The sequence below is a fragment of the Hydrogenophaga palleronii NBRC 102513 genome, assembly GCF_001571225.1.
Lineage (GTDB): Bacteria > Pseudomonadota > Gammaproteobacteria > Burkholderiales > Burkholderiaceae_C > Hydrogenophaga > Hydrogenophaga palleronii.
The window spans coordinates 19597-44686 of record NZ_BCTJ01000011.1 but is presented as its reverse complement, the minus strand read 5'-3'; the positions used below and the strand labels follow the sequence as shown (position 1 = coordinate 44686).

Here is a 25090-nt window from a genome sequence, read left to right as displayed (position 1 = left end):
AAAGAGGTTCAGTCGCGTTCGACCACCACGAAGCTGGCGGCGTAGTCGGTCTCGTCGGTCACGGTCACATGGGCGCGCAGGCCTTGCGCCTCGAACCAGGTTTTCAGTTCGCCATGCAGCACGATCACGGGCGCGCCGCTGGGCAGGTTGTTGATCTCGCAGCGGCGCCAGGTCATGGGCATGCGGATGCCCAGGCCGATGGCCTTGGAGAAGGCCTCCTTGGCCGAGAAGCGCGTGGCGAGGTAACGCAGGCCACGCTGCGGCCAGCGCGCACTGCGTTTTTGCCAGACCAGAAACTCGGCGTCGCTCAGCACCTTGCGCACGAAGCGTTCGCCCTGGCGCTGGTACACCGTTTCGATGCGCCGGATGTCGCAGATGTCGGTGCCGATGCCGTGGATCATGCCGCCTCGGCGATGCAGCGCAGGTAGTCGGCGATGGTGGCGCTGTAGCCCAGCTCCAGCGCGTCGGCGATCAGCGCATGGCCGATGGAGACTTCGCTCAACGCCGGCAATGTGTGCACGAAAGTGCCAAGGTTCTCGCGGTTCAGATCGTGCCCGGCGTTCACCGCCAGGCCGGCGTCGAGCGCCGCCTGCGCGGCCACGCGGAAGCGCTCCAGCTGGGCGGCGCGCTGCGGCGTGTGCCAGGCCGCGGCATAGGGCTCGGTGTAGAGCTCGACACGGTCGGCCCCCACCGCTTTCGCCGCCGCCATCTGCCCGGGCTCGGCGTCCATGAACAGGCTCACGCGTGCACCCAGTGCCTGGGCTTCGGCGATCAACGGGCGCAGGCGCTCGGCGTCGGCGGGGAAGTTCCAGCCGTGGTCGCTGGTGAACTGGCCTTCGCTGTCGGGCACGAAGGTGACCTGCTGTGGCCGCACGGCGTGCACGAAGTCCATCAGGTTGTGGAACGGATTGCCTTCGATGTTGTACTCGCGGTCCGGCCAAGCCTTGAGCAGTTCGGCCAGCTCGTGCACGTCCTGCGCACGGATGTGGCGTTCGTCGGGCCGCGGGTGCACCGTGATGCCGTGCGCGCCGGCCTGCAGGCACAGCGTGGCCGCGCGCGTGACCGAGGGAATGCCGAGGTGGCGCGTGTTGCGCACCAGAGCCACCTTGTTGAGGTTCACCGACAGCGCGGTGCGGGGACGCGGGGAGCGGGAGGCCACGGTGGTCATGGTGCGGTCAGGGCAGAGGGGTATCGGGCGAAGGGTCGGGGCTCACGGGCGGGCGCGGGCGGGTCATGGCCTGCACGTCGAGCATCAGCTGGCGCGTTTTGAACACGCGCACGCCGCAATGGTAGTGCAGCAGGTTGCGCAGCGGCAGGCGCACGGCCTGCAAGCAGGCGGCACAGGCGCGCAAGGTGGGCACGAACGGGGACGGTTCGTCCATGGCGGCCTGCAAATCGAGCCACTGCTCGCCGGTGAGGGCCTGGGCATCATCGGCCTGCGCCGGCACCAGGCCACTCTCGGGCTCCAGCAGGTAACGCCGTTCCGGCACCAGGGGTGCCAGGGTGCTGCCTTCGTGCGAGAGGTCGGGCAGGAAACCGACATCGCGCAGCAGCAGCAATTCGAAGGCGCGCAGGATCAGCTGCTGGGCGTCGCTCTTCTCGGCCAGCAACTGCACCGCGGTGGTGAAGTGATCGAACACGCGCTCGTGCGGGTCGTCGCGCGCGAGCAGGCGCATCAGCAACTCGTTGAGGTAACTGCCCGAGACCAGGGCTTCGCCGGTGGGCATCACGTGGCCGCCCTGCCAGTGCGCAGCCTTGAGGGTGCGCACCTCGGCGTCCCCGCTCCAGGACAGCTGCAGCGGTTGCAGCGGCAGCAGCACCGGGCGGAACTGCGAGGTGGGCCGCTTCACGCCCTTGGCCACCAGGGCAATGCGACCGTGGTGGCGCGTGAACACCTCCAGCACCAGACTGGTTTCGCTCCAGTCGTAGCGGTGCAGCACGAAGGCCGGTTCGTCGGAGAAGCGCTTCAGGGCCATGCCGCCTGGCCTCGCGTGCAGGGGTGCCGGTCCGCGGGTGCGGGCTTATTCGTAGCCGAACGAGCGCACACGCGCATCGTCATCGGCCCAGCCCGAACGCACCTTGACCCACAGCTCCAGGAACACCTTGCAGTCCCAGAGTTTTTCCAGCTCCTGGCGGGCCTCGGTGCCGATGCGTTTGAGCTTCTCGCCCTTCTCACCGATCACCATACCCTTGTGGCCTTCGCGTTCGACCACGATGGTGGCGGCAATGCGCTTGAGCGCGCCCTCTTCCTCGAACTTGTCGATGATCACCGTGGAGGTGTAGGGCAGTTCGTCCCCGGTCAGGCGGAAGAGTTTTTCGCGCACCATCTCGGCCGCCATGAAACGCTCGCTGCGGTCGGTCAGGTCGTCCGGATCGTGCATCCAGGGTTGCTGCGGCAGGTATTTCTCGCAGATGCCGAACAAGCGGTCGATGTCCTTGGGCGCCTTGGCCGACATGGGCACGAACTCGGCGAAGGTGTGGCGCTCCTGCATGGAACGCAGCCAGGGCGCCAGGTCGCCCCGGCGGTGCACCAGGTCGAACTTGTTGGCCACCAGCATGGCGGGCACGTTGGCCGGCAGCAGCGACAGCACCTTGGCGTCGGCCAGGTTGAAGTGCCCGGCCTCGACCACGAACAGGATCAGGTCCACGTCGTTCACCGCGCCCAGCACGGTCTTGTTGAGCGCGCGGTTGAGCGCGTTGCCGTGCCGGGTCTGAAAGCCCGGCGTGTCGACGAACACGAACTGCGACGGCCCGACAGTGCGCATGCCGGTGATGCGGTGCCGCGTGGTCTGCGCCTTGCGCGAGGTGATGCTGACCTTCTGCCCCACCAGGGCGTTGAGCAGTGTGGACTTGCCGACGTTTGGCTTGCCGACGATGGCAACGTAGCCGCAGCGCTGGTCCGCGGGGTTGACCGGCTCGGGCTCAGCGGCGGGGGCGGCTTCGTCCGGCGCGGCGGGACCGTTGTCCTTGCCCAGGACGCGGGCCAGCATGGCGTCCAGATCGGGGTTGGCGGGCGGCGGTGCGGGGGAAGCAGGCATGTATCAGGGTTGCTGGGTGGTGGCGTTGAGCGCCGGGGTGTCAGAGAGTGGCGCAGCGGAAGACGCCGAGCCGGTGGTCAGGTGTTGCAGCATGGCGGCGGCGGCGGCCTGTTCACCCGCCCGGCGCGAAGCGCCGATGCCGCGTTCGCTGTGGCCGGTTTCGGAGACGGTGCATTCGACGTCAAACGTCTGCTTGTGCGCCTCGCCGAGCGTGGCCACCACGCGGTAGACCGGCAACTTCATTTTGCGCGCCTGCAGCCACTCCTGCAATTCGGTCTTCGGGTCCTTGCCCATGGCGCTCATCTGTGCGCTGAGCTCGATGTTGCCGTACAGGCGGTGCACCAGGGCCGCTGCCACCTCAAAGCCGGCGTCGAGGTAAACCGCACCGATCACCGCTTCCAGCGCGTCGGCCAGGATGGAGGGGCGCTTCTGCCCGCCCGACCTTTTTTCGCCGTCGCCCAGCCGCAGGCAGGCAGACAGGCCCAGGCCGGTCGCGATCTGGAACAGGGTTTCCTGCTTGACCAGGTTGGCGCGCACGCGGGACAAGTCGCCCTCGGGCAGCTTGCTGAGCTTTTCAAACAGCAGGCCGGAGATTGCCAGACTGAGCACCGAGTCGCCCAGAAACTCCAGCCGTTCGTTGTGGTCGGCCGTGAAGCTGCGGTGCGTGAGTGCACGCTCTAGCAGGCGCGGACTGGCAAAAGTGTGTTGCAGGCGCTTTTGCAACGCCAGAAGTTCGGGGCTCAAAGGGCGCCGCGTCCCGCGGGATGCAGCAGGTCCGGGGAATGCGTCACTTGGAGCGGCCTTCGTACTTCATCACCAGATAGGCCGGTCCGAACAGCGAAACCTCGCGCTGGTAAGCGAAGGACACCACCACGCGGTCGCCTTCCTTGCCCACCGTCAGGTCTTTTCCGGAGATGGTGCGGATGTCATCGATCTGCGATGCCTTGTCAAAGATGCTGCGCACCTCGGCCACGGTGCTGCCAGCCGCGGCCTTGGTCACCGCCTTCTGCACCGCCATGTACTCGATGTAGGTGGGCGCCACCTGCGCCAGGATCACGCCGGTGTACGCGAGCAGGACGCCCACGATGAGCAGACCGAAAAAAGTCAGGCCTTGTTGCTGCCGTTTCAATTGCATGTCATCCCCTCCAGTGGCTGTGTGCTTACTCGAATGATCCGATGCGGCCGAGGTCGCCAAAATTCATCCAGACGAAAAACGCCTTGCCCACGATATTGGCCTCGGGAACGAAGCCCCAGTAGCGGGAGTCGAGCGAGTTGTCGCGATTGTCACCCATCATGAAATAGTGGCCGGCTGGCACCTTGCAGGTCACACCCTCGACGGTGTAGCGGCAGGCATTGGAGAAAGGAAACTCCGTCGTGCCCTGGATGAAGGCCGGGCGGTCTTCGTCATTGAGGATGTTGTAGCTGCGCTCGTTCAGCGTTTCCCGGAACTGGTGCGCGTAGCGCATGGTCTCGCTGTCGAAGAACTCGGGCTGGGCGACACGCGGCACCGGCTGGCCGTTCACCGTGAGCTGCTTGTTCAGATAGGCCACCTCGTCACCCGGTACACCGATCACCCGCTTGATGTAGTCCAGGCTGGGCTGCGGCGGGTAACGGAAGACCATCACGTCACCGCGCTGCGGGACGTGGTTGTCGATGATCTTGGTGTTGAAGACGGGCAAGCGCACTCCGTAGTGGAATTTGTTGACCAGTATGAGGTCGCCCACGCGCAAGGTGGGGATCATGGAGCCAGACGGTATCTTGAAGGGCTCGAACATGAAGGAGCGCAGCACGAACACCGCCAGAATCACCGGGAACAGGCCGGCGGTCCAGTCCAGCCACCAGGGCTGGGCCAGCAGTTTCTGGTGCGCCTGGTCCACGTCGCCCTCGATGTGGGTAAAGCCCTGCTTGAGCAGCGCTTCCTTGCGCACGTTGTGCTCGTCCAGCAGCACCTGGGCACTGCGGCGGCGGCGCGGCAGGAACACCAGCTTCTCTGCCAGCCAGTACACCCCGGTGACCACCGTGGCCAGCATCAGCATGACGGCAAAGCTGCTGTCGATCGCACCGGAGTACCAGGCGACGGCGTAGGCAGCAAACGCCGCCAGGATCACCGCGGTGACCGTTCCCATCAAGGCCTGCATCAGTCTTGCACCTGCAAAATGGCGAGGAAGGCCTCCTGGGGCACTTCGACCGAGCCGATCTGTTTCATGCGCTTCTTGCCTGCTTTCTGTTTTTCGAGGAGTTTGCGTTTGCGCGAGATGTCACCGCCGTAGCATTTTGCCAGCACGTTCTTGCGCAGCGCCTTGATGGTCTCGCGCGCGATCACGTTGCCGCCGATCGCGGCCTGGATGGCAACATCGAACATCTGGCGGCTGATGATCTCACGCATCTTGGCGGCGACCGCACGCCCTCGGTACTGAGACTGCGAACGGTGCACGATGATGGACAGCGCGTCGACCTTTTCGCCGTTGAGCAGGATGTCGACCTTCACCACGTCGGAAGCGCGGTACTCCTTGAACTCGTAGTCCATGGAGGCATAACCCCGGCTGACCGACTTCAGCTTGTCGAAGAAATCCAGCACGATCTCACCCAGCGGCATGTCGTAGGTCAGCATGACCTGCTTGCCGTGGTAGGCCATGTTGAGCTGCAGGCCCCGTTTCTGGTTGGCCAGGGTCATCACGGCACCGACGTATTCCTGCGGCATGTACAGGTGCACCGTGACGATGGGCTCGCGGATTTCCTCGATGCGGCCTTGCTCGGGCATCTTGGACGGGTTCTCCACCATGATGACTTCGCCATCGGGCTTGACCACCTGGTAGACCACGCTGGGCGCGGTGGTGATCAGGTCCTGGTCGAACTCACGCTCCAGGCGCTCCTGCACGATTTCCATGTGCAGCAAACCCAGGAAGCCGCAGCGGAAGCCGAAGCCCAGCGCCTGCGACACCTCGGGTTCGTACTGCAGAGCAGCGTCGTTGAGCTTGAGCTTTTCCAGCGCGTCGCGCAGGGCGTCGTACTGGTTGGCCTCGGTCGGGTACAGGCCGGCGAACACCTGCGGCTGCACTTCCTTGAAGCCCGGCAAGGCTTCGCTGGCCGGGCCGCTGTTGTTAGGCAGCTTCTTCTCCAGCGTGATGGTGTCACCCACCTTGGCCGCCTGCAGCTCCTTGATGCCGGCGATGATGTAACCCACTTCGCCCGCCTGGAGCGACTCGCGCGGCTCGTTGCCGGGCGTGAACACGCCCAGGTTGTCGGCGCTGTAGACCGTGTTGGTCGCCATCATCTTGAAGCGCTCACCCTTGAGCAGGTGACCATCCACCACCCGCACCAGCATGACCACGCCCACGTAGGCGTCGTACCAGCTGTCCACGATCATGGCGCGCAGCGGAGCATCGGTCTGGCCCTTGGGCGAGGGGATGCGCGCCACCACCGCCTCCAGAATTTCGTCCACACCCATGCCGGTCTTGGCCGAGCACGGAATGGCGTCAGTGGCATCGATGCCGATCACGTCTTCGATCTCGGCCTTGGCGTTGTCCGGATCCGCGTTGGGCAGATCCATCTTGTTGAGCACCGGCACCACTTCCACACCCAGGTCGAGTGCGGTGTAGCAGTTGGCCACGGTCTGCGCTTCCACGCCCTGGCTGGCATCCACCACCAGCAGGGCGCCTTCGCACGCCGACAGCGAACGCGAGACCTCATAAGAGAAGTCGACGTGTCCGGGCGTGTCGATCAGGTTCAGGTTGTAGACCTTCCCGTCACGCGCCTTGTACTGGAGCGCAGCCGTCTGCGCCTTGATGGTGATGCCACGTTCCTTCTCGATGTCCATCGAGTCCAGCACCTGCTCGCTCATCTCGCGATCGGACAACCCTCCGCAACGGGAAATGATGCGGTCAGCGAGCGTGGACTTGCCATGGTCGATGTGCGCGATGATCGAAAAATTGCGGATGTGATTCATCAGGAAAGCGGCTCGGACACAGGGAAAAACCGCGTGTTCACACAGGAACGGGCGGCCATAAAAAAGGGCGCGTCAGCTGCTGACGCGCCCATAACCAACAATCAATGGCAACTGCGATAGTTGGGGTTTCATTGTAGGCAAAAAGCCCGGAATGCACACCACCAAACCAGCTCCATCGCCTTGTTGCAGCGCAGCAACAGACAAGTTATTCACAACTCTTCCACAGAAAAACTGAACAGCCTGTGAGGCAGCTGTGGAAGAGCTGGGGGCATCCTGGAACCGTTCCCACATCGTGGATACAAGGGGCACATCGTCACAGGAATCCGTTCAGAACAGGCGCCATTTTAGCGAATTCGGTCATGAACCCCCTTTCAGTCGTGAGCAGTCACTAACAAAAAAGAATTCGTGACGATCTGGACTCAGGAAAACCCGGTGTGGTGAATCGGCCACCCGATCAAAAAACCCCCTAAACCCAATCGGGAGCGGGGGTTATTGAAGGGGCCTGGACTCAGCGGGGGGGGCGGATCACCGCGTACTGAGCCCACTCGCCGCGGCGGAACAGCACATTGATCGGGCGCGACTTCTCGAGCTTGGCCAGAGCGGCCTCGACGTCCTTGACGCTGGCGGTTTCGGCGTTGGCAATCGCCACAATCACGTCACCCTCCCGCAGACCGGCGCGTGCCGCAGGCCCTTCGGCCGATGCAATGCGCACGCCGCCCTTGAGGTTGAGTTCCTTTTTCTCGGCCGCCGTCAGCTCGGTGAGGCTGAGTCCCAGGCCTTGCAGCGCGCCGCTGGACTGGGCCTTGCCTGGTTCGGGTGTGGCGGCCTTGGCCGTGGGTTGCTCGGGCTCGAGCTCGGCAACGATGATCGACAGATCGCGCTGGTTGCCACGGCGGAACACCGTCATGCTGCTCTTGTTGCCCGGCTTGGTATTGCCCACCAGGCGCGGCAGGTCGACCGACTTCTCGATCTCCTTGCCATCGAACTTCAGGATGATGTCGCCCGGCTCGACACCGGCCTTGGCTGCCGGTGAGTTGGGCTCCACACCACGCACCAGGGCACCCTTGGGTTGCCCCAGACCGATCGACTCGGCAACGTCCTTGCTGACCTGATCGATCTGCACGCCGATGCGGCCACGCGTCACGCGTCCGGTGGTGCGCAACTGGTCCGACACACGCACCGCCTCGTCGATCGGGATCGCAAACGAGATGCCCTGGAAGCCGCCCGAGCGGGAATAGATCTGGCTGTTGATGCCGACCACCTCACCGCGCATGTTGATCAGCGGCCCGCCAGAGTTGCCGGGGTTGATCGCCACGTCGGTCTGGATGAAGGGCAGGAAGTCGCCGGTGTCGCGCTGCTTGGCGCTCACGATGCCGGCGGTGACCGAGTTCTCGAGGCCGAACGGCGAGCCGATGGCCATCACCCACTCGCCCACGCGCAGGCGGTTGACGTCACCGATCTTGACCGCGCTCAGGCCGGTGGCCTCGATCTTCACCACCGCCACGTCGGTGCGTTTGTCCGCCCCCACGATCTTGGCCTTGAACTCGCGCTTGTCCGGCAGGGTGACGATGACCTCGTCGGCGCCGTCGACCACGTGGGCGTTGGTCATGACGAAACCGTCTGCACTCAGGACAAAACCCGAGCCCACACCACGTGGCTGCGCCTCTTCGGAGGGCGCGCGCTCCTGGCGCGGGCCCCGCGGGGTCATGCCGGGCGGGATGGGAATGCCGAAGCGCTTGAAGAACTCCAGCATCTGCTCATCGGGTGACGAGCCGGATGCAGCCGCACTCGCCTTCTCGGTCGTGCGGATGTTCACCACCGCCGGGCCTACCAGGTCCACGAGGTCGGTGAAGTCGGGCAGGCCGCGCACGCTGGCCGCTGGCGGCACCGTGGGCACCACGGTCTGCGCCGCCAGCGGCGTGTGCAGCATCAGGCCTCCCATACCCCCGACAGCGAGCGCGGTGGTGGTCAGCAAGGTGAGCAGCGGGGTACGTGTGGTGCGGTGGGACATCTTGGAGATCCTTTACAGGTACGCGAGAAGGGGAACAGGCCAGCGCCGCGCCAGTATGCCCCGACGACCGGGGACACGGGCACCGCGCCGCATGCCGCGTGGCAGGGCCATCGGGCCACGCCGCATTTAACGGATGCGCTCCAGAGCGAGCGCAAACCGGCGCAAGGTGGGCGCCGGCACTTCGCCCATCACGGTGAGCCAATGCTCACCGACACGGCGGTTGACGGTGTGTGTCGCACCCACGGTGGCCGACGACTCCTGTGTGTGGCGCTGCGGGTCGAAGGGCTCGACGAACAACGAAACCGAGGCCAGGCCATCGGAGAACACCCATTGCATGGGCGCCATGCCGGGGCTTTGCGCAGCGGCGCCGGGCACCTCGCGCGTGTGGCAGCTCATGGCGGTGAAGCCGGGCACCGGCTCCTTCAGCCGCCAGCCTTCGGCCTCGGCCGTGGTCTTCTTCAAGTTCGGCTTGTGCACGTCATAGCCGCGGGTGTCCTTCATGACCCGCGCAAGCTTGTCCATGCTCACCGGGGCATTGAGCTGCAGCTCGGAGAATGCAACCTGCTCCAGCACCGCACCCTGCTCGCCCAGCGTCTGCAGCTTCACCACCAGACCGGTCTGTTGCTCGGACCAGATGCGGTAACCAAAGCGCAGGTCGTCCTGCGGCAGGATCTCCACCATGTCGGCCAGATGGCCGGCCACGCGTTGCACACCCACTTCCCGTGCGCTGTAGAACTGCGGGATCAGGTTGCTCGGCGTGCGCAGCGAATCGGGGAACATGCCCAGCGAATCGCGCTTTTCCACGAAGGCGGTTTTGGCCTCCGGCACGAAGGTGATGACTTCCTTGTTGCGGCGGATGGTGATGCGTGGCTCCCCGGTGAGGGTGTCCACACGTTCCATCTGCTGCTTGCCATCGCAGGCGTGCCAGATCTTGGCAGCCGACATGGTCGAGCCCGCCGACACCACCAGGGTGCCGATGTACGCACGGTTGCGCGAGGCCTCGTGCATGCGGGTGAGCCAGTCGTTGACGCTGCGCGCCTGGCCGGTGCTCATGGCGGGGCTCTGCGCCTGGGCCGGCACCATGAAGCCGGAGGCCAGTGCGACCAGCGCGGCAGCGCTCCAGCGGCGCACACCGCACAGCGGCAATCGCCGAGTGCGCGTGCGGCGATCACCAGCGAACAAGGGCAACAAGGCAGGTGTCATGTGGCTCAGCGTCCTGCGGCGTCGTAGGTGGCGTTGCGCAGGAAGCCGGTGGGCATCTGCAGGGCCGATATGCCCGCGTTTTGCCGGTGTTCGGCCAACAACTCTTCCAGGCGGGCATCGCGGATCAGGGTGCCCTGGCCGGTGTTCACCACCACGGCGGTGGACGGTGCCGGCACTGCGGCCGTGGTGGCTTCGGGCACGGGGGCAGAGACTGCCGGCGGCACCGCGGCCAGTCGGGGGTTGGCATCGGCCACACCCGAGGGCGCGCCACTCAGCACACCCCAGCTCACCGCCGAGACCGCGGCCAGCGAAGCAAAGCCGGCCACCAGTTTCCAGCGGAACAGCGAGTCATTTGCGGCCGGGGCACGCACGTGGGCGGTCTGGGGCGAGCCCGCCGCCAGCAAGCCAGGCGCGCGGGCGGGGGTGGCAATCGGATCCCCGGACTGGGGCAAGGCTTCCGCGCGCAGACGCTCGCGCACGCCGGCCAGGAAATCCCCGGCCGGTTGTGCTGGCGTCACGTCGCCGGTGCCCCGCAGCACATCACCGATGACCAGGTAGCTGTGCCACTGGGCCAGCACCTCGGTGTCACCGGGTGCTGCGGCCGTCAGCAGGCCCTGGACCTGTGCGGGCGCCAGCTCACCGTCGACCAGCGCCGACAGCGCCTGGGTAGGCGGCAGTGCGCCGGCCTCTTGCGCAGGCAGCGGATTCAAATTGACTTGTGCGGCATTCATGATGGACTTCCTGAACTTCCCAATTCGCGCGGCAGCGGGGGCGTTGTGCGCCGTCCGCCTAGCCTCGCCTACCAGCGTTTGCCTGTCTGGCGCTCGAGCATCGGCTTGATGCGCCCGGAAATGGCTTCACGCGCCCGGAAGATCCGGGAGCGCACCGTGCCAATGGGGCACTCCAGCGCGGCGGCAATCTCTTCATAGCTCATCCCCTCGATCTCGCGCAGGGTGATCGCCATGCGCAGCTCTTCAGGCAGCGCATCCATGGCGGCATTGACCGCCTGGGCGATTTCCTTGCTGGCCAGCACCGCTTCGGGCGTCTCGGTATCGGCCACTCCCGAATTTAGTTCGCGTTCCGGTGCGGAAGTTTCATCGTCGTCGCCGGATTTCATTTGCGACTGGAAAACCAGCGGATCGCGCTTGAGTTCCATGAGCTGCTTTTTGGCCGTGTTCACCGCAATGCGGTACAGCCAGGTGTAAAACTGGGCGTCGCCCCGGAACTGGGCCAGCGCCCGGTAGGCCCGGATGAAGGTTTCCTGGGCGATGTCCTGCACCAGATCGGAATCGCGCACCATGCGCCCGATCAGGCGCTCGACCCGCCGCTGGTACTTCACGACCAGCATCTCGAATGCCTTTTGCTCACCCGCGAGCGTGCGCTGTACCAGCATGACGTCGCTGTCGGGTGGTGGCGGGGCGGTGTGGTCTTCGAATGTCATGCGCGCGGAAATATAACCCAGTGCCCAGCGTAACTCAGAGGCGGCTGGCCACCAGCGCACGCCGCAAATCGTTCCAGCGCGCGGGATCGCGCGCCCGCTCCACCCACGCCCAGTGCGTTCGGTGGACATGTGTATCGCGCCAGCTCAACAACACCCAGTCCTGGAGGTCGAGCGCCACGCCCAACCCCTGCAGGGCCACGCCGTCGGCCTCCGGCTCGTCGCACCAGCCCCAGGCACCGCGCCGGGCATGGGGTTCGTCCCGGGCCAGCGGGCGCCAGCGCAGAAAGCCCACTGGCGAACGCCGCCAGCTGCGAACGGCCAGCCCGGTCCAGAGCAGCCAGCCCGCGGCACCGGCCACCGTCGGCCAGAAGGTCTCCGAGCGCCAGGCCCAAAGCCCGAGCACCAGGGCCGCCAGCACGGCCAGCAGCGCGAGCACGCCGGCGTACAAGGCACAACGCCCCACCGGGTACATCACCGATGGGGCGTTGTGCATGCGAACGGGAAGAGATAGGCGCGATCGCTGTGGTCAGACGCGCCGGAACACCAGCGAGCCGTTGGTGCCACCAAAACCGAAGTTGTTCTTCACCGCCACCTCGATCTTCACGTCCCGCGCGGTGTTGGCGCAGTAGTCCAGGTCGCACTCGGGATCCTGGTTGAAGATGTTGATGGTGGGAGGCACTTTTTGATCGTGCAGGGACATCACGGTGAACACCGACTCGATGCCGCCCGCGCCGCCCAACAAGTGGCCGGTCATGGACTTGGTCGAGCTGACCACCATGCTTTTGGCATGGTCGCCCAGCGCGGCCTTGATCGCGTTGGTTTCGTTGATGTCGCCCAGCGGCGTGGAAGTGCCGTGTGCGTTCAGGTAGTTCACCTGCTCCGGATTGACGCCCGCATTGCGCAGTGCGCTCAGCATGGCGCGGCGTGGGCCGTCCATATTGGGTGCGGTCATGTGACCGGCGTCGGCACTCATGCCGAAACCTGCCAGCTCGGCGTAGATCTTGGCGCCGCGTGCCTTGGCGTGTTCGTACTCTTCGAGCACCATCACGCCAGCGCCCTCACCCAACACGAAACCGTCGCGGTCCTTGTCCCAGGGACGGGACGCGGTCTTCGGATCGTCGTTGCGGGTGGACAGCGCACGCATGGCGGCAAAACCGCCGATGCCCAGTGGCGACACGGTGGCTTCGGAGCCACCGGCAATCATCACGTCGGCATCGCCGTACTCGATCATGCGACCGGCTTCGCCGATGCAATGCAAGCCGGTGGTGCAGGCCGTGACGATGGCGATGTTCGGCCCCTTGAACCCGAACTTCATCGACACGTGGCCGGAGATCATGTTGATGATCGACGCCGGCACGAAAAACGGCGTGATGCGCCGTGGGCCGCGCGTGGTCAACTCCGTGTGGGTGTCTTCGATCAGCGGCAGGCCACCAATGCCGGAACCGATCACGCAGCCGATGCGCGTGGCCTGCTCCTCGCCCAGTTGTTCACCGGTGGGAAGACCCGAGTCCGCCACCGCCTGCATGGAGGCGGCCACACCGTAATGGATGAAGGTGTCCATCGTCCGCGCTTCTTTGGCGGTGATGTAGTCCTCCAGCTTGAACCCCTTGACCTCTCCTGCAAACTTGCAGGCGAAGTTCGACGCGTCGAACTTCGTGATGAAGTCAATGCCGGACTGTCCGGCCAGGAGGTTGGCCCAGGAATCGGCCACCGTGTTGCCCACGGGGCTGATGCAACCCAGGCCGGTCACGACGACGCGGCGACGGCTCATCGGTGCTTCAGGCCTTCTGGTTGGCCAAGGCGTAGTCGATAGCCTTTTGAACCGTGGTGATCTTTTCGGCTTCTTCGTCGGGGATCTCGATACCGAACTCGTCTTCCAGAGCCATCACCAGCTCAACCGTGTCCAGCGAATCGGCGCCCAGGTCGGCCACGAAGGCCTTTTCGTTCGTGACCTGTCCCTCTTCCACACCGAGTTGTTCGGCAATGATTTTCTTCACACGTGCTTCGATATCGCTCATAAGTCCCTCTAAGGGTGGTTGAAATACAGGCCGCCATTTTAGCCACGCCAGGGGAATGCCCCTGGATGGCCCGCCGGGCGGCTGGCGCGGCGCGGAAAATTCGATTCGAGCCTTGCCCGCTTCAGGCCATGAACATGCCGCCGTTGACGTGCAGTTCCTGTCCCGTGACATAAGCGGCCTGCGGGCTGGCCAGGTAGGCCACGGCGTGCGCAATGTCGGCCGGCTTGCCCAGGTGTCCCAGCGGGATCTGGCCCAACAGGGCTTTTTGCTGCTCTTCCGGCAGGGCGCTGGTCATGTCGGTTTCGATAAAACCGGGTGCCACGCAGTTCACCGTGATGTTGCGGCTGCCCAGCTCACGGGCCAGTGCACGCGTCATGCCGGCCACACCCGCCTTGGCGGCGGCGTAGTTGGCCTGACCGGCGTTACCGGACGCGCCGACCACGCTGGTGATGCTGATGATGCGGCCGTAGCGCTGCTTCATCATGGGACGGATCACGGCGCGGCTCATGCGGAAAACGGCCTTGAGGTTGGTGTCCAGCACCGCATCCCAGTCGTCGTCCTTCAGGCGCATGGCCAGCATGTCGCGTGTAATGCCGGCGTTGTTCACCAGCACCTGCAGGCCGCCATGGGCTTTCACGACCTCGTCGATCAGGGCCTCGGCCGCAGCGGCGTCGTTGACGTCCAGCTTGGCACCGCGGCAGCCGGCGGCAGCACCCGGGACAGCGCTGAGCGCCGTGCCGATGCGGCTCGCACCCTCGTCGCTGGTGGCGGTGCCGATCACGATCAGGCCACGGGCGGTGAGTTCAGCGGCAATGGCCGCGCCGATGCCGCGCGATGCGCCGGTGACCAGGGCGACCTGGCCGGCAAATTGGTTGTCAGGCATTGATATCTCCAGATGTCAGGCCAGCAGCGCCTTGACCTCGGCCAGGGTGGCGGGGTCGTACAGGGCTGCGCCGGTGAGTGTGGGGTCGATGCGCTTGACCAGGCCGGCCAGCACCTTGCGCGGGCCGCACTCCACCAGGGTGTCGATGCCGCGCGCCTTGATCGCGCCCACACACTCCACCCAGCGCACGGGGCCGAAAGCCTGGCGGTACAGCGCATCGCGGATGCGATCGGGGTCGGACTCGACCACCACATCGATGTTGTTGATCACCGGAATCTGCGGCGCGGCAAAGGCCGTTTCGGCCAGCTTCGCACGCAGCTTCTCGGCTGCCGGCTTCATCAGGCTGGAATGGAAAGGCGCCGACACCGGCAGTGGCAAGGTGCGCTTGGCGCCATTTGCCTTGAGCACTTCGCAGGCCTTCTCCACGGCAGCCTTGCTGCCCGCGATCACGGTCTGTGCCGGATCGTTGAAGTTCACCGCCTCCACCACCTCGGCACTGCCCGGTCCGAAGCTGGCTTGCGCCTCTTGGCAACCGGCCACCACGGCGGCAGCATCGAGCCCCAGCACGGCGGCCATGGCACCCGTGCCGGCAGGCACCGCGTCCTGCATGGCTTGTGCGCGAAAACGCACCAGCGGCGCGGCCTGAGCCAGCGTCAGCACACCGGCAGCCACAAGTGCCGAGTACTCACCCAGCGAATGGCCCGCCAGCGCTGCCGGCTTGGCGCCACCCTCGGCCAGCCAGACGCGCCAGGCGGCAATACCGGCCACCAGCATCACGGGCTGGGTGTTGACGGTCATGCCCAGCACCTCGGCCGGACCTTCGTGGATCATCTTGCCCAGGTCTTCACCGAGGGCATCCGAGGCTTCCTGCACGGTAGCCTGCACGGCCGGGTGATCCGCCCAGGCGTCGAGCATGCCGACGGCCTGCGAGCCCTGGCCCGGAAATACGAACGCAAATGTCTTCATGGGGTTTTCAGTTCAAACGAGAACGGGAAGTGGGGACAGCGGGGCGGACTCAGAAGTCCAGCAACACCGAGCCCCAGGTGAATCCACCGCCCACACCTTCCAGCATCAGGGTGTCGCCCTTTTTGACCTGGCCCTGGCGCACAGCGTGGTCGAGCGCCAGCGGAATCGAGGCCGCAGACGTGTTGCCGTGCTGGTCCACCGTCACCACCACCTTGTCCATGGGCAGCTTGAGCTTGCGCGCCGTGCTCTGCATGATGCGGATGTTGGCCTGGTGTGGAATCAACCAGTCGATGTCGGCCGTGGTCCTGCCGGCTTTGTCCAGCACGGCACGCGCCGTCTCTTCCAGCACGCCCACGGCCAGCTTGAACACGGCCTGGCCGTCCATCTTGAGCAAGGGATCGCCCAGGATCTGCCCACCCGAGACATGGCCCGGCACACACAGGATGCCGGTGTGTTTGCCGTCGGCATGGATGTCGGTGGCCAGAATGCCGGGCGTGTCGGACGCCTCCAGCACCACAGCACCGGCGCCGTCGCCAAACAGCACGCAGGTGGTGCGGTCGTTGAAGTCGAGCAGGCGGCTGAAAATTTCCGCCCCCACCACCAGTGCCTTGTTGGCGCTGCCGGCACGGATCAACGCGTCGGCCACGGTCAACGCATAAATGAAGCCGCTGCACACCGCCTGCACATCGAACACCGGGCAGCCGGTGATGCCCAGCTTGTGCTGCAGGATGGAGGCGGTCGAGGGAAACACCATGTCCGGCGTGGACGTGGCGACGATGATCAAGTCGATATCAGCCGGGGCAGCACCCGCGGCGGCCATGGCCTGCTGACAGGCCTGCACCGCCAGGTCGCTGGCCAGCACACCATCGGCCACAAAGTGGCGCGCCCGGATGCCGGTGCGCTCAACGATCCAGTCGTCGCTGGTTTCCACGCCACGCGGCGCCAGCATGGCCACCATGTCGGCATTGGTCAGTCGCTGGGGCGGCAGGTAACTGCCGGTGCCGGTGATGCGGGCGTAGCGTGTCATGCGGTCGGGGAATCAGAGGGTCGGGATGCCTGTCAGCTCGCTCGGCAGGGACTCCGGCGAGATCAGCGGTTTGGCGTTGGCAATGCGTTCACGCACGTTGTCCAACAAATGGTTGTGGGCCGCATCATAAGCGCGGCACAGAGCCTGCTCGAAGGCAAACACATCTGCCGAGCCATGGCTTTTGAAAACCAGCCCCTGCAGGCCCAACAGCGCCGCACCGTTGTAACGACGGTGATCCACCCGGTTTTTAAATGATTTAAGCACCGGATAAGCCACGATGGCAGCCATTTTCCGGAAGATGCTCTTTGAAAACTCTTCCCGAATGAAGCCACCAATCATCGTGGCCAAGCCTTCGCTGGCCTTCAGCGCCACATTGCCGACAAACCCGTCACAGACCACGATATCGGTCGTGCCCTTGAAGATGTCGTCACCTTCGATATTGCCAAAAAAGTTCAGATCACCGGTGTTGGCTGCACTTCTGAGCAGGATACCGGCTTTTTTGATGACTTCGCTGCCCTTGATGACCTCTTCGCCCACGTTGAGCAAGCCCACGCTGGGCTCCTTGACGCCATGGGCAGCCGCCACCAGCGCAGACCCCATCACCGCGAACTGCAGCAGGTGCTCAGCCGAACAATCGACATTGGCGCCCAGGTCCAGCACGGTGGTGGCGCCGCCGCGCGCGTTCGGCATCTGGGTGGCGATGGCGGGCCGGTCAATGCCGTCCAGCGTTTTCAGCACATAGCGTGCGATCGCCATCAGAGCGCCGGTGTTGCCAGCCGACACGGCGGCCTGCGCCGCACCACTCTTCACCTGGTTGATCGCCACCCGCATGGACGAGTCTTTTTTGCGCCGCAGCGCCACCTCCACCGGATCGTCCATGGCCACCACCTCGGCGGCCGGAACAACCTGGCAGCGCACGTTGTTGAGCAACTGGGGCCAGGCCTGGAAGACCTCGGGCTTGCCGACCAGCAGCACCTGCGCCTGCGGATGGCTGGCCAGAAAGGCCGCGCACGCAGGCAGGGTGACCGCAGGGCCGATATCGCCCCCCATGCAATCGACAGCGATGGTGATCATGACAACAACATCCCGGATGGGGCGCTCAATGCGGCCCAAGAACGAAAAAAGCCCGCATGCAGCATGCGGGCCTGTGCCTCGACGGCCAATCGGACCCCGTTCGCGACACCGCGGCGAGGCCCGAGGCAACCCGTCATTTAGGCTTCAGACTTGTTTTTCAGCACTTGGCGGCCGCGGTAGAAGCCGTTCGGGCTGATGTGGTGACGCAGGTGGGTTTCGCCGGTGGTGGGCTCGACAGCGATGCCGGGCACGTTCAGGGCGTTGTGCGAACGGTGCATGCCGCGCTTGGAGGGGGACTTTTTGTTTTGCTGAACAGCCATGGTGGGCTCCTGAAATCGGTAGGGTCAAACGGAGTGGCAAAAACGGAGCACTGAAGCCGCCCCGCTCAACCGGTCGTGCGCCTGACCTGCGCACATATCAACAATGTGCAAATGGGTGCCAGCGCAAAGCCAAGCATTATAGCCCGAAGCTTGGGGCCTATCAAATTCACTTTTTCAACCGGGCGAGTTCCGCAAATGGGTTCTTTCGCTGGGGTTCGCCCTCGGCCACCCCGCCCCCGGCCTCATCCCCCGCGTGCAGTTTGACGGGAACCGGGCAGGTCTCGTGCATGGGCACCAGAGGCAACTCCATCAGCAGCTCGTCTTCCAGCACATCGAGCAGGTTGGGACGCGGCTCCAGCGCCAGCAAATCCTCTTCGCAATCGTCGTCTTCGGCCTCTGCCGCCGCCTCGTCGGCGACAAACCGGAACCAGCGGTCCACCGCCAACGGCGTCTGCACCGGGCCCAGGCAACGCTGGCAAGTAAGGGGCACGCGGGTATCGGCCTGCAGGTGCAGCCAGACGGCGGGTGCGCCGCCGGCACTGGCGTCGCGCATTTCGCCGTGCGCCTGCCATTGCACCGGCTCGGTGCTGGCCACGCCGTCGAGTGCGGCCTCCGCATGCAGGCGCTTGAACGTCGACAGGGGCAACGTGGCCTCCAGGCTGGCCGCGGCCTGGGCAAAGGCGCGCGCGTCCAGCCGCTCGGGGTTCCAGACGGTCTTGGGGCTGTTTTTCATCCGGGCAGTGTAAAAGAATGCAGGGAGAATAGCCCCATGACCTCCGCTCCCGACCTGCCCGCCAGCCCGGCATCCCGCGCCCTCATCCTCGGCTCCACTTCCCGCTACCGCCGCGAACTGCTGTCGCGCCTGAATCTGCCTTTCGAGGCGATTGCACCAAACGTGGACGAGACCCCGCAAGCGGGCGAAAGCCCTGCCTCGCTCTCGCTTCGGCTGGCACTGGCCAAGGCGCGTGATGTGGCGCAGCGCCATCCCGAAGCGGTGGTGATTGGCAGCGACCAGGTGGCAGACCTGCACGGCGAGCCGCTGGGCAAACCCGGCACCCACGAGCGTGCGGTGGCCCAGCTGCAGCGCATGCGGGGTCAGACCGTGGTGTTCCACACCGCCCTGGCCGTGGTCTGCCAGGCCAGCGGCTTCGAGCGCAGCGACATCGCCGCGGTGCGTGTGGTGTTCAGGAATCTGGACGACGGCGAGATCGAGCGTTACCTGCGCGCCGAGCAGCCCTACGACTGCGCCGGCAGCGCCAAAAGCGAGGGCCTGGGCATCGCCTTGCTGGAGCGCATCGACAACGACGACCCCACGGCCCTGATCGGCCTGCCGTTGATCCGCACCTGCCAGATGATTCGTGCCGCGGGAGTTCAGCTGCTGTGAGCGCCCACTCTGAAAAATTGGGCACCTTGTACCTGGTGCCCACGCCGCTGGACTTCGGCATCGCACAAGACAGCCCGGCGCCCGCTGGCGAGTGGCTGCCGGCCGAAACGCTGGGGGCGGCCAGCCGCATCACCCACTGGGTCACCGAAAACGCCAAGAGCACCCGCGCGTTCCTCAAGCGGGTCGAGGCCGTGGCGGGCCTGGCCGCGCCGCTGCAGGCGCAAACCATCACCGAGCTGCCGCGCGTTGCGCACAAGAAAGGCGACCACGCCCCGCAAGCCGACAACGACGCCCCTGCCCGGGCGCTGCTGGCGCCGGCCCTGTCCGGACACGACGTCGGCCTGGTGAGCGAAGCCGGCATGCCTGCCATTGCCGACCCGGGCAGCTCGGTGGTGCGGGCCGCGCACGCGATGGGGCTGCGGGTGGTGCCGCTCACCGGCCCGATTTCCCTCATGCTGGCGCTTGCAGCCAGCGGGCTGAACGGGCAGAGTTTTGCGTTTGTGGGTTATGTGCCGCAAGAGGCCACCGAGCGCGCCAAACGCCTGCGCGAGCTGGAGGCAGTGGCCCTGAAGACCGGGCAGACGCAGATCCTGATCGAAACGCCCTACCGCAACACCGCCCTGCTGCAGGCCCTGCTGCAAGGACTGCACCCACACACCCGGCTGGCGGTGTGTGGCGCGCTCAGCCTGCCGCAGCAGGTCTGCCGCAGTGCACTGGTGGGCGAATGGAAACGTGAGCGCCGGCTGCAGGACAGCCTGCCGCTGGCGGCACCCTGCGTGTTCCTGCTGGGCCGATGAGGCCCAGCCCGCTCAGACGCCCAGGCGTTTGATGTGGGCGCGCACCGAGGCGCTGAGCTCTTCGTTGGCCAGGGCAAGGTCGATCGTGGCTTCCAGGAAACCTTCCTTGCTGCCGCAGTCGTAGCGCTGGCCCGCATAACGGAAAGCCTGCACTTTTTCCTTGCCGATCAGGGCTGCAATGCCGTCGGTGAGCTGGATCTCGCCACCCGCGCCGCGCGGCTGCTGACGGATGCTCTCGAACACCGCCGGCGTGAGCACGTAACGGCCGGCCACGGCCAGCGTGGAAGGCGCCACGTCGGGGGCGGGCTTTTCCACCATCGCGAACACCTCGGCCAGGTCGGAACTCGCACCGTGCACGTCGACCACGCCATAACGGCGCGTGTCGGCGCGCGGCACGTCCTGCACCGCGAGCACCGTGCCCGGGCTGGACTCGTAAGCCTGCACCATCTGCTGCAGCACGGTCGGGCCGCCATTGGCCTGGTCGCGGCCCATCATCAGGTCGTCTGCCAGCAACACGGCGAAGGGTTCGTTGCCCACCAGGCGCTCGGCGCACAGCACGGCGTGGCCGAGGCCGAGCGCACGGGGCTGGCGCACGTACACGCAGTCCATGTCGGCGGGCTTGATGGAGTGCACCAGCTGGAGCAGCGCCGATTTGCCGGCGGTTTCCAGTTCCATTTCGAGTTCGTAGGCGGTGTCGAAGTGGTCTTCGATCGCGCGCTTGTGGCGACCGGTGACAAAGATCATTTCTCGGATGCCTGCGGCATAGGCCTCTTCCACCGCGTACTGGATCAACGGTTTGTCGACGACCGGCAGCATTTCTTTGGGAATGGCCTTGGTGGCGGGAAGAAACCGGGTGCCGAGGCCACCTACGGGAAACACAGCTTTTCGAATCGTCATCTTGGCTTTCGCTTGCGCGTTCGTGAAAGAAGGCGACATGTTAAACGCCAACGGTTTCGTCAGCACGGCTCCGCCCCGTTGAAAGGCTACACTGCAACCGTCAACGGCGGGCACCCGCCCTGCCCCGCGGCTTCCACCCAATCCCAACGCGTATGAGCATCACCCCCGTCATCCTGTGCGGCGGCTCCGGCACCCGCCTGTGGCCCCTGAGCCGTCAGAGTTTTCCGAAACAGTTTGTGCCGCTGGTGGGTGACAAGAGCCTGCTGCAACTGACGCTGGACCGGCTGGCCTGGTGCGACAACCCGGTGATCTGCGTGGCGTCCGAAGACCACCGTTTCCTGGTGGCCGACGCGATCGAACTGGAGAACGTGCCCGGCCAGGTGTTGCTGGAGCCGGCCGCACGCAACACGGCAGCCGCCATGGCGCTGGCCGCACTGCTGGCGCGCGCGGACGGCCAGACCGACCCGCTGCTGCTGTTCTGCCCGTCCGACCACCACATTCCCGATGCGGCGGCCTTTGCCAGCACCATCCGCCAGGGCGTGCCGGCGGCCGAAGCCGGTGCCATCGTCACCTTTGGTGTGGTGCCGAGTTTTCCGAGCAGCGCCTACGGCTACATCCAGCAGGGCGACGCCCGGGCCGACAGCAGCCGCAGCGTGGCGCGCTTCATCGAGAAGCCGGCACCCGACGCGGCGCAGGCCTTGCTGCTGCAAGGCAATGTGCTGTGGAACGCCGGCATCTTCCTCACCCGCGCCAGCGCGCTGCTTGCGGCATTGAAACAACACGCGCCCGACATCCTGCAAGCCTGCGAGGCCGCGATGGCGCAGCCGCGGCAGGACAGCGTGGGCCAGATCCACTTCGTGCGTCCCGAAGCCACGGCCTTCCTGGCCTGCCGCTCGCAGAGCATCGACTATGCGGTGATGGAGCCGCACAACAACGTGGCCGTGGTGCCCTTCCAGGGCCAGTGGAGCGACGTCGGTAGCTGGAACGCGGTGGCCGACCTGAGCACGGCCGATGGCGATGGCAACCGGGTCACCGGCCAGGGCCACACGCTGAACGCACGCAACACGTACATCCATGCTCCCGGCCGCACCGTGGTGGCGCTGGGCACGCAAGACCTGCTGATCATCGACACGCCCGACGCCCTGCTGGTGGCGCAGCGTGACCATGCCGAACAGGTCAAGGACGTGGTCGCCCACCTGGCAAAACACAAGGTCTCGCAGGCAGCGATGCACCGCCGCGTGGCACGGCCCTGGGGCTGGTACGACAGCGTGGACATGGGCGAGCGCTTCCAGGTCAAACGCATCGGCGTCAAACCGGGCGCCTCCCTGAGCCTGCAGAAGCACCACCACCGCGCCGAACATTGGATCGTCGTCAAGGGCACGGCCGAGGTCACGCGCGGCAGCGAGGTCTACCTGCTGTCCGAGAACCAGTCCACCTACATCCCCATCGGCGAAGTGCACCGCCTGCACAACCCCGGCAAGATGGCGCTGGAGATGATCGAGGTGCAGTCGGGCAGTTATCTCGGTGAAGACGACATCGTGCGCCTGGAAGACATCTACGGGCGCCAGCCAGACGCCGCCAAGAAGTGAGCGCACCGGCCATGAAGATCCTGCTCACCGGCGGTGCAGGCTACATCGGCAGCCACACCGCTGTCGCCCTCATCGAAGCCGGCTTTGAGCCGGTGGTGCTGGACAACTTTGCCAACAGCCACCCGGTGGTGCTGGAGCGCCTGCAGCGCATCACCGGCCAGACCATGGCGCTGGAGCGCGGTGACGTGCTCGACACCCACTGGGTGGAAGACCTGCTGCGGCGACACCGCCCTGTGGGCGTGGTGCACTTCGCGGGCGACAAGGCGGTGGGCGAAAGCGTGGCGTTGCCGCTCAAGTACTTCCACAACAACATCGGTGGCGCGGTCAGCCTGCTGCGTGCGATGCAAACAGTGCACGCAGAAGACCCGTCGACTCCACCCACGCTGGTGTTCTCCAGCAGCGCCACGGTGTATGGAGATCCGGCCAGCGTGCCGATCACCGAAGACTTTCCGCGCAGCCACACCAACCCCTACGGCCACAGCAAGCTGGTGATTGAGGACATGCTGAGCGCCCTGTGCGCCGCCAACCCGGCCTGGCGCGTCGGCACCCTGCGTTACTTCAACCCGGTCGGGGCGCACCCGAGCGGCCTGATCGGCGAAGACCCGGCCGGCATCCCCAACAACCTGATGCCCTACGTCACCCAGGTGGCGGTGGGCCAGCGCGAGCACCTCAACGTCTACGGCAACGACTACCCGACGCCCGACGGCACCGGCGTGCGCGACTACATCCATGTGCAAGACCTGGCAGCAGGCCACGTGGCCGCGCTCAAGACCTTGCTGGGCGGGGGTGAGAGCTTCACGGTGAACCTGGGCACCGGCAAGGGCCACAGCGTGCTCGACGTGGTGCATGCCTTCGAGAAGGCCAGCGGGCGCCCGGTGCCCTACCAGATCGCGCCGCGTCGGCCCGGCGACGTCGCCCAGTGCTGGGCCGACCCGGCCCTGGCGCAACGCCTGCTCGGCTGGCAGGCCCGGCACACGCTGGACGAAATGTGCGCCGATGCCTGGCGCTGGCAGAGCGGCAACCCGAACGGTTACAGAGGCTGAGCGAAGAATCCAGAAACACCGCGGAACTGGCTTTGCCAGGCCGCAGGTGTTGCCCCCCCTTGAGGGGTGACGCCGCAGGCGGCGCGGGGGGTTATCTCAAGCTCACGCCAGCGGATCGTGCGGCGATGAACATGCCCTCACCCACCGCAGCGCCAAAACGCTTGGCCAGGCGCAGGCCGACGTTTTCGCGCTGGGTGTAGTCCACGATCTCCTCGGCCTTGACGATTTCGCGCGCCACGAAGTCGAGGTTGCCCAGGCCGTCGGCCAGGCCCAGGCTCACCGCCTGCTGGCCGTTCCAGACCAGGCCGCTGAAGGTGGTGTCGTCGGACTTCAGGCGCTCGCCGCGCCCCTTCTTCACCACGTCGATGAACTGGGTGTGGATCTGGCCCAGCATGGCCTGGATGTAGGCGCGTTGTGTTTCGTCCTGCGGGCTGAACGGGTCCAGCATGGCCTTGTTGGCACCGGCCGTCATCAGGCGGCGTTCGATGCCGATTTTTTCCATCAGACCGGTGAAACCGAAGCCGTCCATCAGCACGCCGATGCTGCCGACCAGGCTGGCCTTGTCAACGTAGATGTCGTCGGCGGCCGCGGCGATGTAGTAGGCGGCGGATGCGCAGGTTTCCTCCACCACCGCGTAGACCTTCTTGTTGTGCAAGGCCTTCAGGCGGGTGATCTCGTCGTTGATGATGCCGGCCTGCACCGGGCTGCCGCCGGGTGAGTTGATCAGCAGCACCACGGCCTGGGCGCCGCTGTCGTCAAACGCCGATTTCAGCGAGGCCACCACGTTCTCCGCGCTGGCCTCGGCACCGCTGGCGATCTCGCCCTTGATGTCCACCACCGCCGTGTGCGGGGTGCTCACCGAGGTGGCCTGCTGGCTGGCGTAGACGTACCAGACCACCGCGCCGATGAGCACCAGCCACAGCAGCCGGGTGAACAGCTTCCAGCGCCGCGCGGCCTGCTGCTCGCGGATGGTCGCAAAGACCAGCTTTTCGATCGTGGCACGTTCCCAGCCACGGTCTGCATTGCCGGGAATGGCCTGGCCCAGGGGGTCGTCGTTCATGGTGGAAAGCTCTCAGAATTCAAGGGGTTTGAGGTGGTATTGTGACCGCCAGTGCACCACCCCGTCGTGCTCCACCAACTCGATTTTCACCAGCCCGCCGCGGCACGGCCCGCCCGCGCAGGCGCCGCTGTCGGGCTCGTACACCGCGCCATGGGTGGCGCACAACAGCCAGCGCCCGCTGTCGTCGAAGAAGCGGTCGGGCTGCCAGTCCATCTCCATCGCCACATGGGTGCAGCGGTTCAGGTAGGCGTGCGGCAGGCCGCGGTAGCGGATGGCGAAGGCGCGGCAGGTCTGGCCGGCGTAGACCACATCAAACGAGACCGCACGCCCGCCGTCGATCAGGTCATGGCTGTTGCACAGCGGGTAGACCGGATCGTCGGAGGGCGGGGTCAT

Annotated in this window: 28 protein-coding genes; 4 read left to right on the top strand and 24 right to left on the bottom strand. The window is 65.7% G+C overall.

Annotated features, from left to right (window positions below; translation table 11 throughout):
* Nucleotides 1-8: 8 nt before the first annotated feature.
* The 21 genes from acpS to HPA01S_RS09890 form a co-directional block, all read right to left on the bottom strand.
* Complete coding sequence (gene acpS, locus HPA01S_RS09990; protein WP_066269481.1) at nt 9-401, bottom strand: holo-ACP synthase; 393 nt, start codon at nt 399-401, stop codon at nt 9-11.
* Nucleotides 398-1159: a pyridoxine 5'-phosphate synthase gene (locus HPA01S_RS09985; RefSeq protein WP_245638614.1), complete on the bottom strand. Its 762-nt coding sequence runs from the start codon at nt 1157-1159 to the stop codon at nt 398-400. Before HPA01S_RS09985 ends, acpS begins: the two co-directional genes overlap by 4 nt.
* Before the next feature lie 16 nt (nt 1160-1175).
* Entirely contained in the window at nt 1176-1976 is an 801-nt protein-coding gene (gene recO, locus HPA01S_RS09980) for a DNA repair protein RecO (RefSeq protein ID WP_066269477.1), read from the bottom strand.
* Between the two features lie 45 nt (nt 1977-2021).
* Nucleotides 2022-3038, bottom strand: coding sequence for a GTPase Era (era, locus tag HPA01S_RS09975; protein ID WP_066269474.1), 1017 nt, complete (start codon nt 3036-3038; stop codon nt 2022-2024).
* A gap of 3 nt (nt 3039-3041) precedes the next feature.
* A complete protein-coding gene (gene rnc / locus HPA01S_RS09970; protein WP_066269471.1) occupies nt 3042-3782 on the bottom strand; it encodes a ribonuclease III in 741 nt (246 codons plus the stop codon).
* Between the two features lie 43 nt (nt 3783-3825).
* On the bottom strand, nt 3826-4173 hold the full coding sequence (locus HPA01S_RS09965) for a DUF4845 domain-containing protein (protein ID WP_066269468.1): 348 nt from the start codon (nt 4171-4173) through the stop codon (nt 3826-3828).
* Between the two features lie 25 nt (nt 4174-4198).
* Nucleotides 4199-5176: a signal peptidase I gene (gene lepB, locus HPA01S_RS09960; protein ID WP_066269467.1), complete on the bottom strand. Its 978-nt coding sequence runs from the start codon at nt 5174-5176 to the stop codon at nt 4199-4201.
* The gene (gene lepA / locus HPA01S_RS09955) at nt 5176-6984 is read right to left on the bottom strand and encodes a translation elongation factor 4 (protein ID WP_066269466.1); all 1809 of its coding nucleotides are present in this window, start codon (nt 6982-6984) and stop codon (nt 5176-5178) included. Before lepA ends, lepB begins: the two co-directional genes overlap by 1 nt.
* Nucleotides 6985-7492: 508 nt before the next feature.
* Nucleotides 7493-8995: a DegQ family serine endoprotease gene (locus tag HPA01S_RS09950; RefSeq protein ID WP_370670987.1), complete on the bottom strand. Its 1503-nt coding sequence runs from the start codon at nt 8993-8995 to the stop codon at nt 7493-7495.
* 126 nt (nt 8996-9121) lie between these two features.
* Nucleotides 9122-10198, bottom strand: coding sequence for a MucB/RseB C-terminal domain-containing protein (locus HPA01S_RS09945; protein ID WP_066269461.1), 1077 nt, complete (start codon nt 10196-10198; stop codon nt 9122-9124).
* Between the two features lie 5 nt (nt 10199-10203).
* Entirely contained in the window at nt 10204-10929 is a 726-nt protein-coding gene (locus tag HPA01S_RS09940; RefSeq protein WP_066269459.1) for a sigma-E factor negative regulatory protein, read from the bottom strand.
* 68 nt (nt 10930-10997) lie between these two features.
* Nucleotides 10998-11639, bottom strand: a complete 642-nt coding sequence (gene rpoE / locus HPA01S_RS09935) for an RNA polymerase sigma factor RpoE (RefSeq protein ID WP_066269456.1) — start codon at nt 11637-11639, stop codon at nt 10998-11000.
* A gap of 34 nt (nt 11640-11673) precedes the next feature.
* Nucleotides 11674-12132 carry a hypothetical protein gene (locus tag HPA01S_RS09930; protein WP_157084958.1) on the bottom strand — a complete coding sequence of 153 codons (459 nt, stop codon included), beginning with the start codon at nt 12130-12132 and terminating at the stop codon, nt 11674-11676.
* Between the two features lie 33 nt (nt 12133-12165).
* On the bottom strand, nt 12166-13410 hold the full coding sequence (fabF, locus tag HPA01S_RS09925) for a beta-ketoacyl-ACP synthase II (RefSeq protein ID WP_066269450.1): 1245 nt from the start codon (nt 13408-13410) through the stop codon (nt 12166-12168).
* 7 nt (nt 13411-13417) lie between these two features.
* Nucleotides 13418-13657, bottom strand: a complete 240-nt coding sequence (gene acpP, locus HPA01S_RS09920; protein WP_066269448.1) for an acyl carrier protein — start codon at nt 13655-13657, stop codon at nt 13418-13420.
* 121 nt (nt 13658-13778) lie between these two features.
* Nucleotides 13779-14540, bottom strand: a complete 762-nt coding sequence (gene fabG / locus HPA01S_RS09915; protein ID WP_066269444.1) for a 3-oxoacyl-ACP reductase FabG — start codon at nt 14538-14540, stop codon at nt 13779-13781.
* 15 nt (nt 14541-14555) lie between these two features.
* Nucleotides 14556-15506: an ACP S-malonyltransferase gene (gene fabD, locus HPA01S_RS09910; RefSeq protein WP_066269442.1), complete on the bottom strand. Its 951-nt coding sequence runs from the start codon at nt 15504-15506 to the stop codon at nt 14556-14558.
* Nucleotides 15507-15555: 49 nt separating this feature from the next.
* Entirely contained in the window at nt 15556-16533 is a 978-nt protein-coding gene (locus HPA01S_RS09905; protein WP_066269440.1) for a beta-ketoacyl-ACP synthase III, read from the bottom strand.
* A 12-nt stretch (nt 16534-16545) separates the two neighbouring features.
* Nucleotides 16546-17607, bottom strand: a complete 1062-nt coding sequence (gene plsX, locus HPA01S_RS09900; protein ID WP_066269439.1) for a phosphate acyltransferase PlsX — start codon at nt 17605-17607, stop codon at nt 16546-16548.
* Between the two features lie 137 nt (nt 17608-17744).
* Nucleotides 17745-17927, bottom strand: coding sequence for a 50S ribosomal protein L32 (gene rpmF, locus HPA01S_RS09895; RefSeq protein ID WP_005794249.1), 183 nt, complete (start codon nt 17925-17927; stop codon nt 17745-17747).
* A gap of 166 nt (nt 17928-18093) precedes the next feature.
* Nucleotides 18094-18660, bottom strand: a complete 567-nt coding sequence (locus tag HPA01S_RS09890) for a YceD family protein (protein WP_066269437.1) — start codon at nt 18658-18660, stop codon at nt 18094-18096.
* Between the two features lie 36 nt (nt 18661-18696).
* On the opposite strand from HPA01S_RS09890, the gene HPA01S_RS09885 reads away from it, so the two are divergent.
* Together HPA01S_RS09885 and HPA01S_RS09880 are read left to right on the top strand one after the other, a co-directional pair.
* Nucleotides 18697-19311 carry a Maf family nucleotide pyrophosphatase gene (locus HPA01S_RS09885; RefSeq protein WP_066269435.1) on the top strand — a complete coding sequence of 205 codons (615 nt, stop codon included), beginning with the start codon at nt 18697-18699 and terminating at the stop codon, nt 19309-19311.
* Nucleotides 19308-20108 carry an SAM-dependent methyltransferase gene (locus HPA01S_RS09880; RefSeq protein ID WP_066269433.1) on the top strand — a complete coding sequence of 267 codons (801 nt, stop codon included), beginning with the start codon at nt 19308-19310 and terminating at the stop codon, nt 20106-20108. Before HPA01S_RS09885 ends, HPA01S_RS09880 begins: the two co-directional genes overlap by 4 nt.
* Nucleotides 20109-20120: 12 nt before the next feature.
* Here the strand turns inward: HPA01S_RS09880 and galU are convergent, their stop codons facing one another.
* Complete coding sequence (gene galU / locus HPA01S_RS09875; RefSeq protein ID WP_066269632.1) at nt 20121-21005, bottom strand: UTP--glucose-1-phosphate uridylyltransferase GalU; 885 nt, start codon at nt 21003-21005, stop codon at nt 20121-20123.
* A 152-nt stretch (nt 21006-21157) separates the two neighbouring features.
* Between galU and HPA01S_RS09870 the strand changes: the two genes are divergently transcribed.
* Nucleotides 21158-22594 (top strand): mannose-1-phosphate guanylyltransferase/mannose-6-phosphate isomerase, encoded by a 1437-nt coding sequence (locus HPA01S_RS09870; RefSeq protein ID WP_066269432.1) that lies wholly within the window; start codon nt 21158-21160, stop codon nt 22592-22594.
* 11 nt (nt 22595-22605) lie between these two features.
* Complete coding sequence (galE, locus tag HPA01S_RS09865; protein WP_066269630.1) at nt 22606-23637, top strand: UDP-glucose 4-epimerase GalE; 1032 nt, start codon at nt 22606-22608, stop codon at nt 23635-23637.
* 91 nt (nt 23638-23728) lie between these two features.
* Here galE and HPA01S_RS09860 read toward each other — a convergent pair whose 3' ends face one another.
* Nucleotides 23729-24697 carry a S49 family peptidase gene (locus HPA01S_RS09860; RefSeq protein ID WP_066269431.1) on the bottom strand — a complete coding sequence of 323 codons (969 nt, stop codon included), beginning with the start codon at nt 24695-24697 and terminating at the stop codon, nt 23729-23731.
* A gap of 12 nt (nt 24698-24709) precedes the next feature.
* A complete protein-coding gene (locus HPA01S_RS09855; RefSeq protein ID WP_066269429.1) occupies nt 24710-25090 on the bottom strand; it encodes a Rieske (2Fe-2S) protein in 381 nt (126 codons plus the stop codon).

Excerpts from the sequence above, each read along its gene's own strand:
- HPA01S_RS09905 (WP_066269440.1), bottom strand. The coding sequence starts at position 16,533 with ATGACACGCTACGCCCGCATCACCGGCACCGGCAGTTACCTGCCGCCC.
- HPA01S_RS09860 (WP_066269431.1), bottom strand. The coding sequence starts at position 24,697 with ATGAACGACGACCCCCTGGGCCAGGCCATTCCCGGCAATGCAGACCGT.
- HPA01S_RS09945 (WP_066269461.1), bottom strand. The coding sequence starts at position 10,198 with ATGACACCTGCCTTGTTGCCCTTGTTCGCTGGTGATCGCCGCACGCGC.
- fabG (WP_066269444.1), bottom strand. The coding sequence starts at position 14,540 with ATGCCTGACAACCAATTTGCCGGCCAGGTCGCCCTGGTCACCGGCGCA.
- fabD (WP_066269442.1), bottom strand. The coding sequence starts at position 15,506 with ATGAAGACATTTGCGTTCGTATTTCCGGGCCAGGGCTCGCAGGCCGTC.
- plsX (WP_066269439.1), bottom strand. The coding sequence starts at position 17,607 with ATGATCACCATCGCTGTCGATTGCATGGGGGGCGATATCGGCCCTGCG.
- lepA (WP_066269466.1), bottom strand. The coding sequence starts at position 6,984 with ATGAATCACATCCGCAATTTTTCGATCATCGCGCACATCGACCATGGC.
- rpoE (WP_066269456.1), bottom strand. The coding sequence starts at position 11,639 with ATGACATTCGAAGACCACACCGCCCCGCCACCACCCGACAGCGACGTC.
- galU (WP_066269632.1), bottom strand. The coding sequence starts at position 21,005 with ATGACGATTCGAAAAGCTGTGTTTCCCGTAGGTGGCCTCGGCACCCGG.
- HPA01S_RS09950 (WP_370670987.1), bottom strand. The coding sequence starts at position 8,995 with ATGTCCCACCGCACCACACGTACCCCGCTGCTCACCTTGCTGACCACC.
- galE (WP_066269630.1), top strand. The coding sequence starts at position 22,606 with ATGAAGATCCTGCTCACCGGCGGTGCAGGCTACATCGGCAGCCACACC.
- HPA01S_RS09965 (WP_066269468.1), bottom strand. The coding sequence starts at position 4,173 with ATGCAATTGAAACGGCAGCAACAAGGCCTGACTTTTTTCGGTCTGCTC.
- acpS (WP_066269481.1), bottom strand. The coding sequence starts at position 401 with ATGATCCACGGCATCGGCACCGACATCTGCGACATCCGGCGCATCGAA.
- fabF (WP_066269450.1), bottom strand. The coding sequence starts at position 13,410 with ATGAGCCGTCGCCGCGTCGTCGTGACCGGCCTGGGTTGCATCAGCCCC.
- HPA01S_RS09890 (WP_066269437.1), bottom strand. The coding sequence starts at position 18,660 with ATGAAAAACAGCCCCAAGACCGTCTGGAACCCCGAGCGGCTGGACGCG.
- HPA01S_RS09885 (WP_066269435.1), top strand. The coding sequence starts at position 18,697 with ATGACCTCCGCTCCCGACCTGCCCGCCAGCCCGGCATCCCGCGCCCTC.
- rpmF (WP_005794249.1), bottom strand. The coding sequence starts at position 17,927 with ATGGCTGTTCAGCAAAACAAAAAGTCCCCCTCCAAGCGCGGCATGCAC.
- recO (WP_066269477.1), bottom strand. The coding sequence starts at position 1,976 with ATGGCCCTGAAGCGCTTCTCCGACGAACCGGCCTTCGTGCTGCACCGC.
- HPA01S_RS09870 (WP_066269432.1), top strand. The coding sequence starts at position 21,158 with ATGAGCATCACCCCCGTCATCCTGTGCGGCGGCTCCGGCACCCGCCTG.
- era (WP_066269474.1), bottom strand. The coding sequence starts at position 3,038 with ATGCCTGCTTCCCCCGCACCGCCGCCCGCCAACCCCGATCTGGACGCC.
- lepB (WP_066269467.1), bottom strand. The coding sequence starts at position 5,176 with ATGCAGGCCTTGATGGGAACGGTCACCGCGGTGATCCTGGCGGCGTTT.
- acpP (WP_066269448.1), bottom strand. The coding sequence starts at position 13,657 with ATGAGCGATATCGAAGCACGTGTGAAGAAAATCATTGCCGAACAACTC.
- HPA01S_RS09930 (WP_157084958.1), bottom strand. The coding sequence starts at position 12,132 with ATGCACAACGCCCCATCGGTGATGTACCCGGTGGGGCGTTGTGCCTTG.
- HPA01S_RS09940 (WP_066269459.1), bottom strand. The coding sequence starts at position 10,929 with ATGAATGCCGCACAAGTCAATTTGAATCCGCTGCCTGCGCAAGAGGCC.
- HPA01S_RS09855 (WP_066269429.1), bottom strand. The coding sequence starts at position 25,090 with ATGACCCCGCCCTCCGACGATCCGGTCTACCCGCTGTGCAACAGCCAT.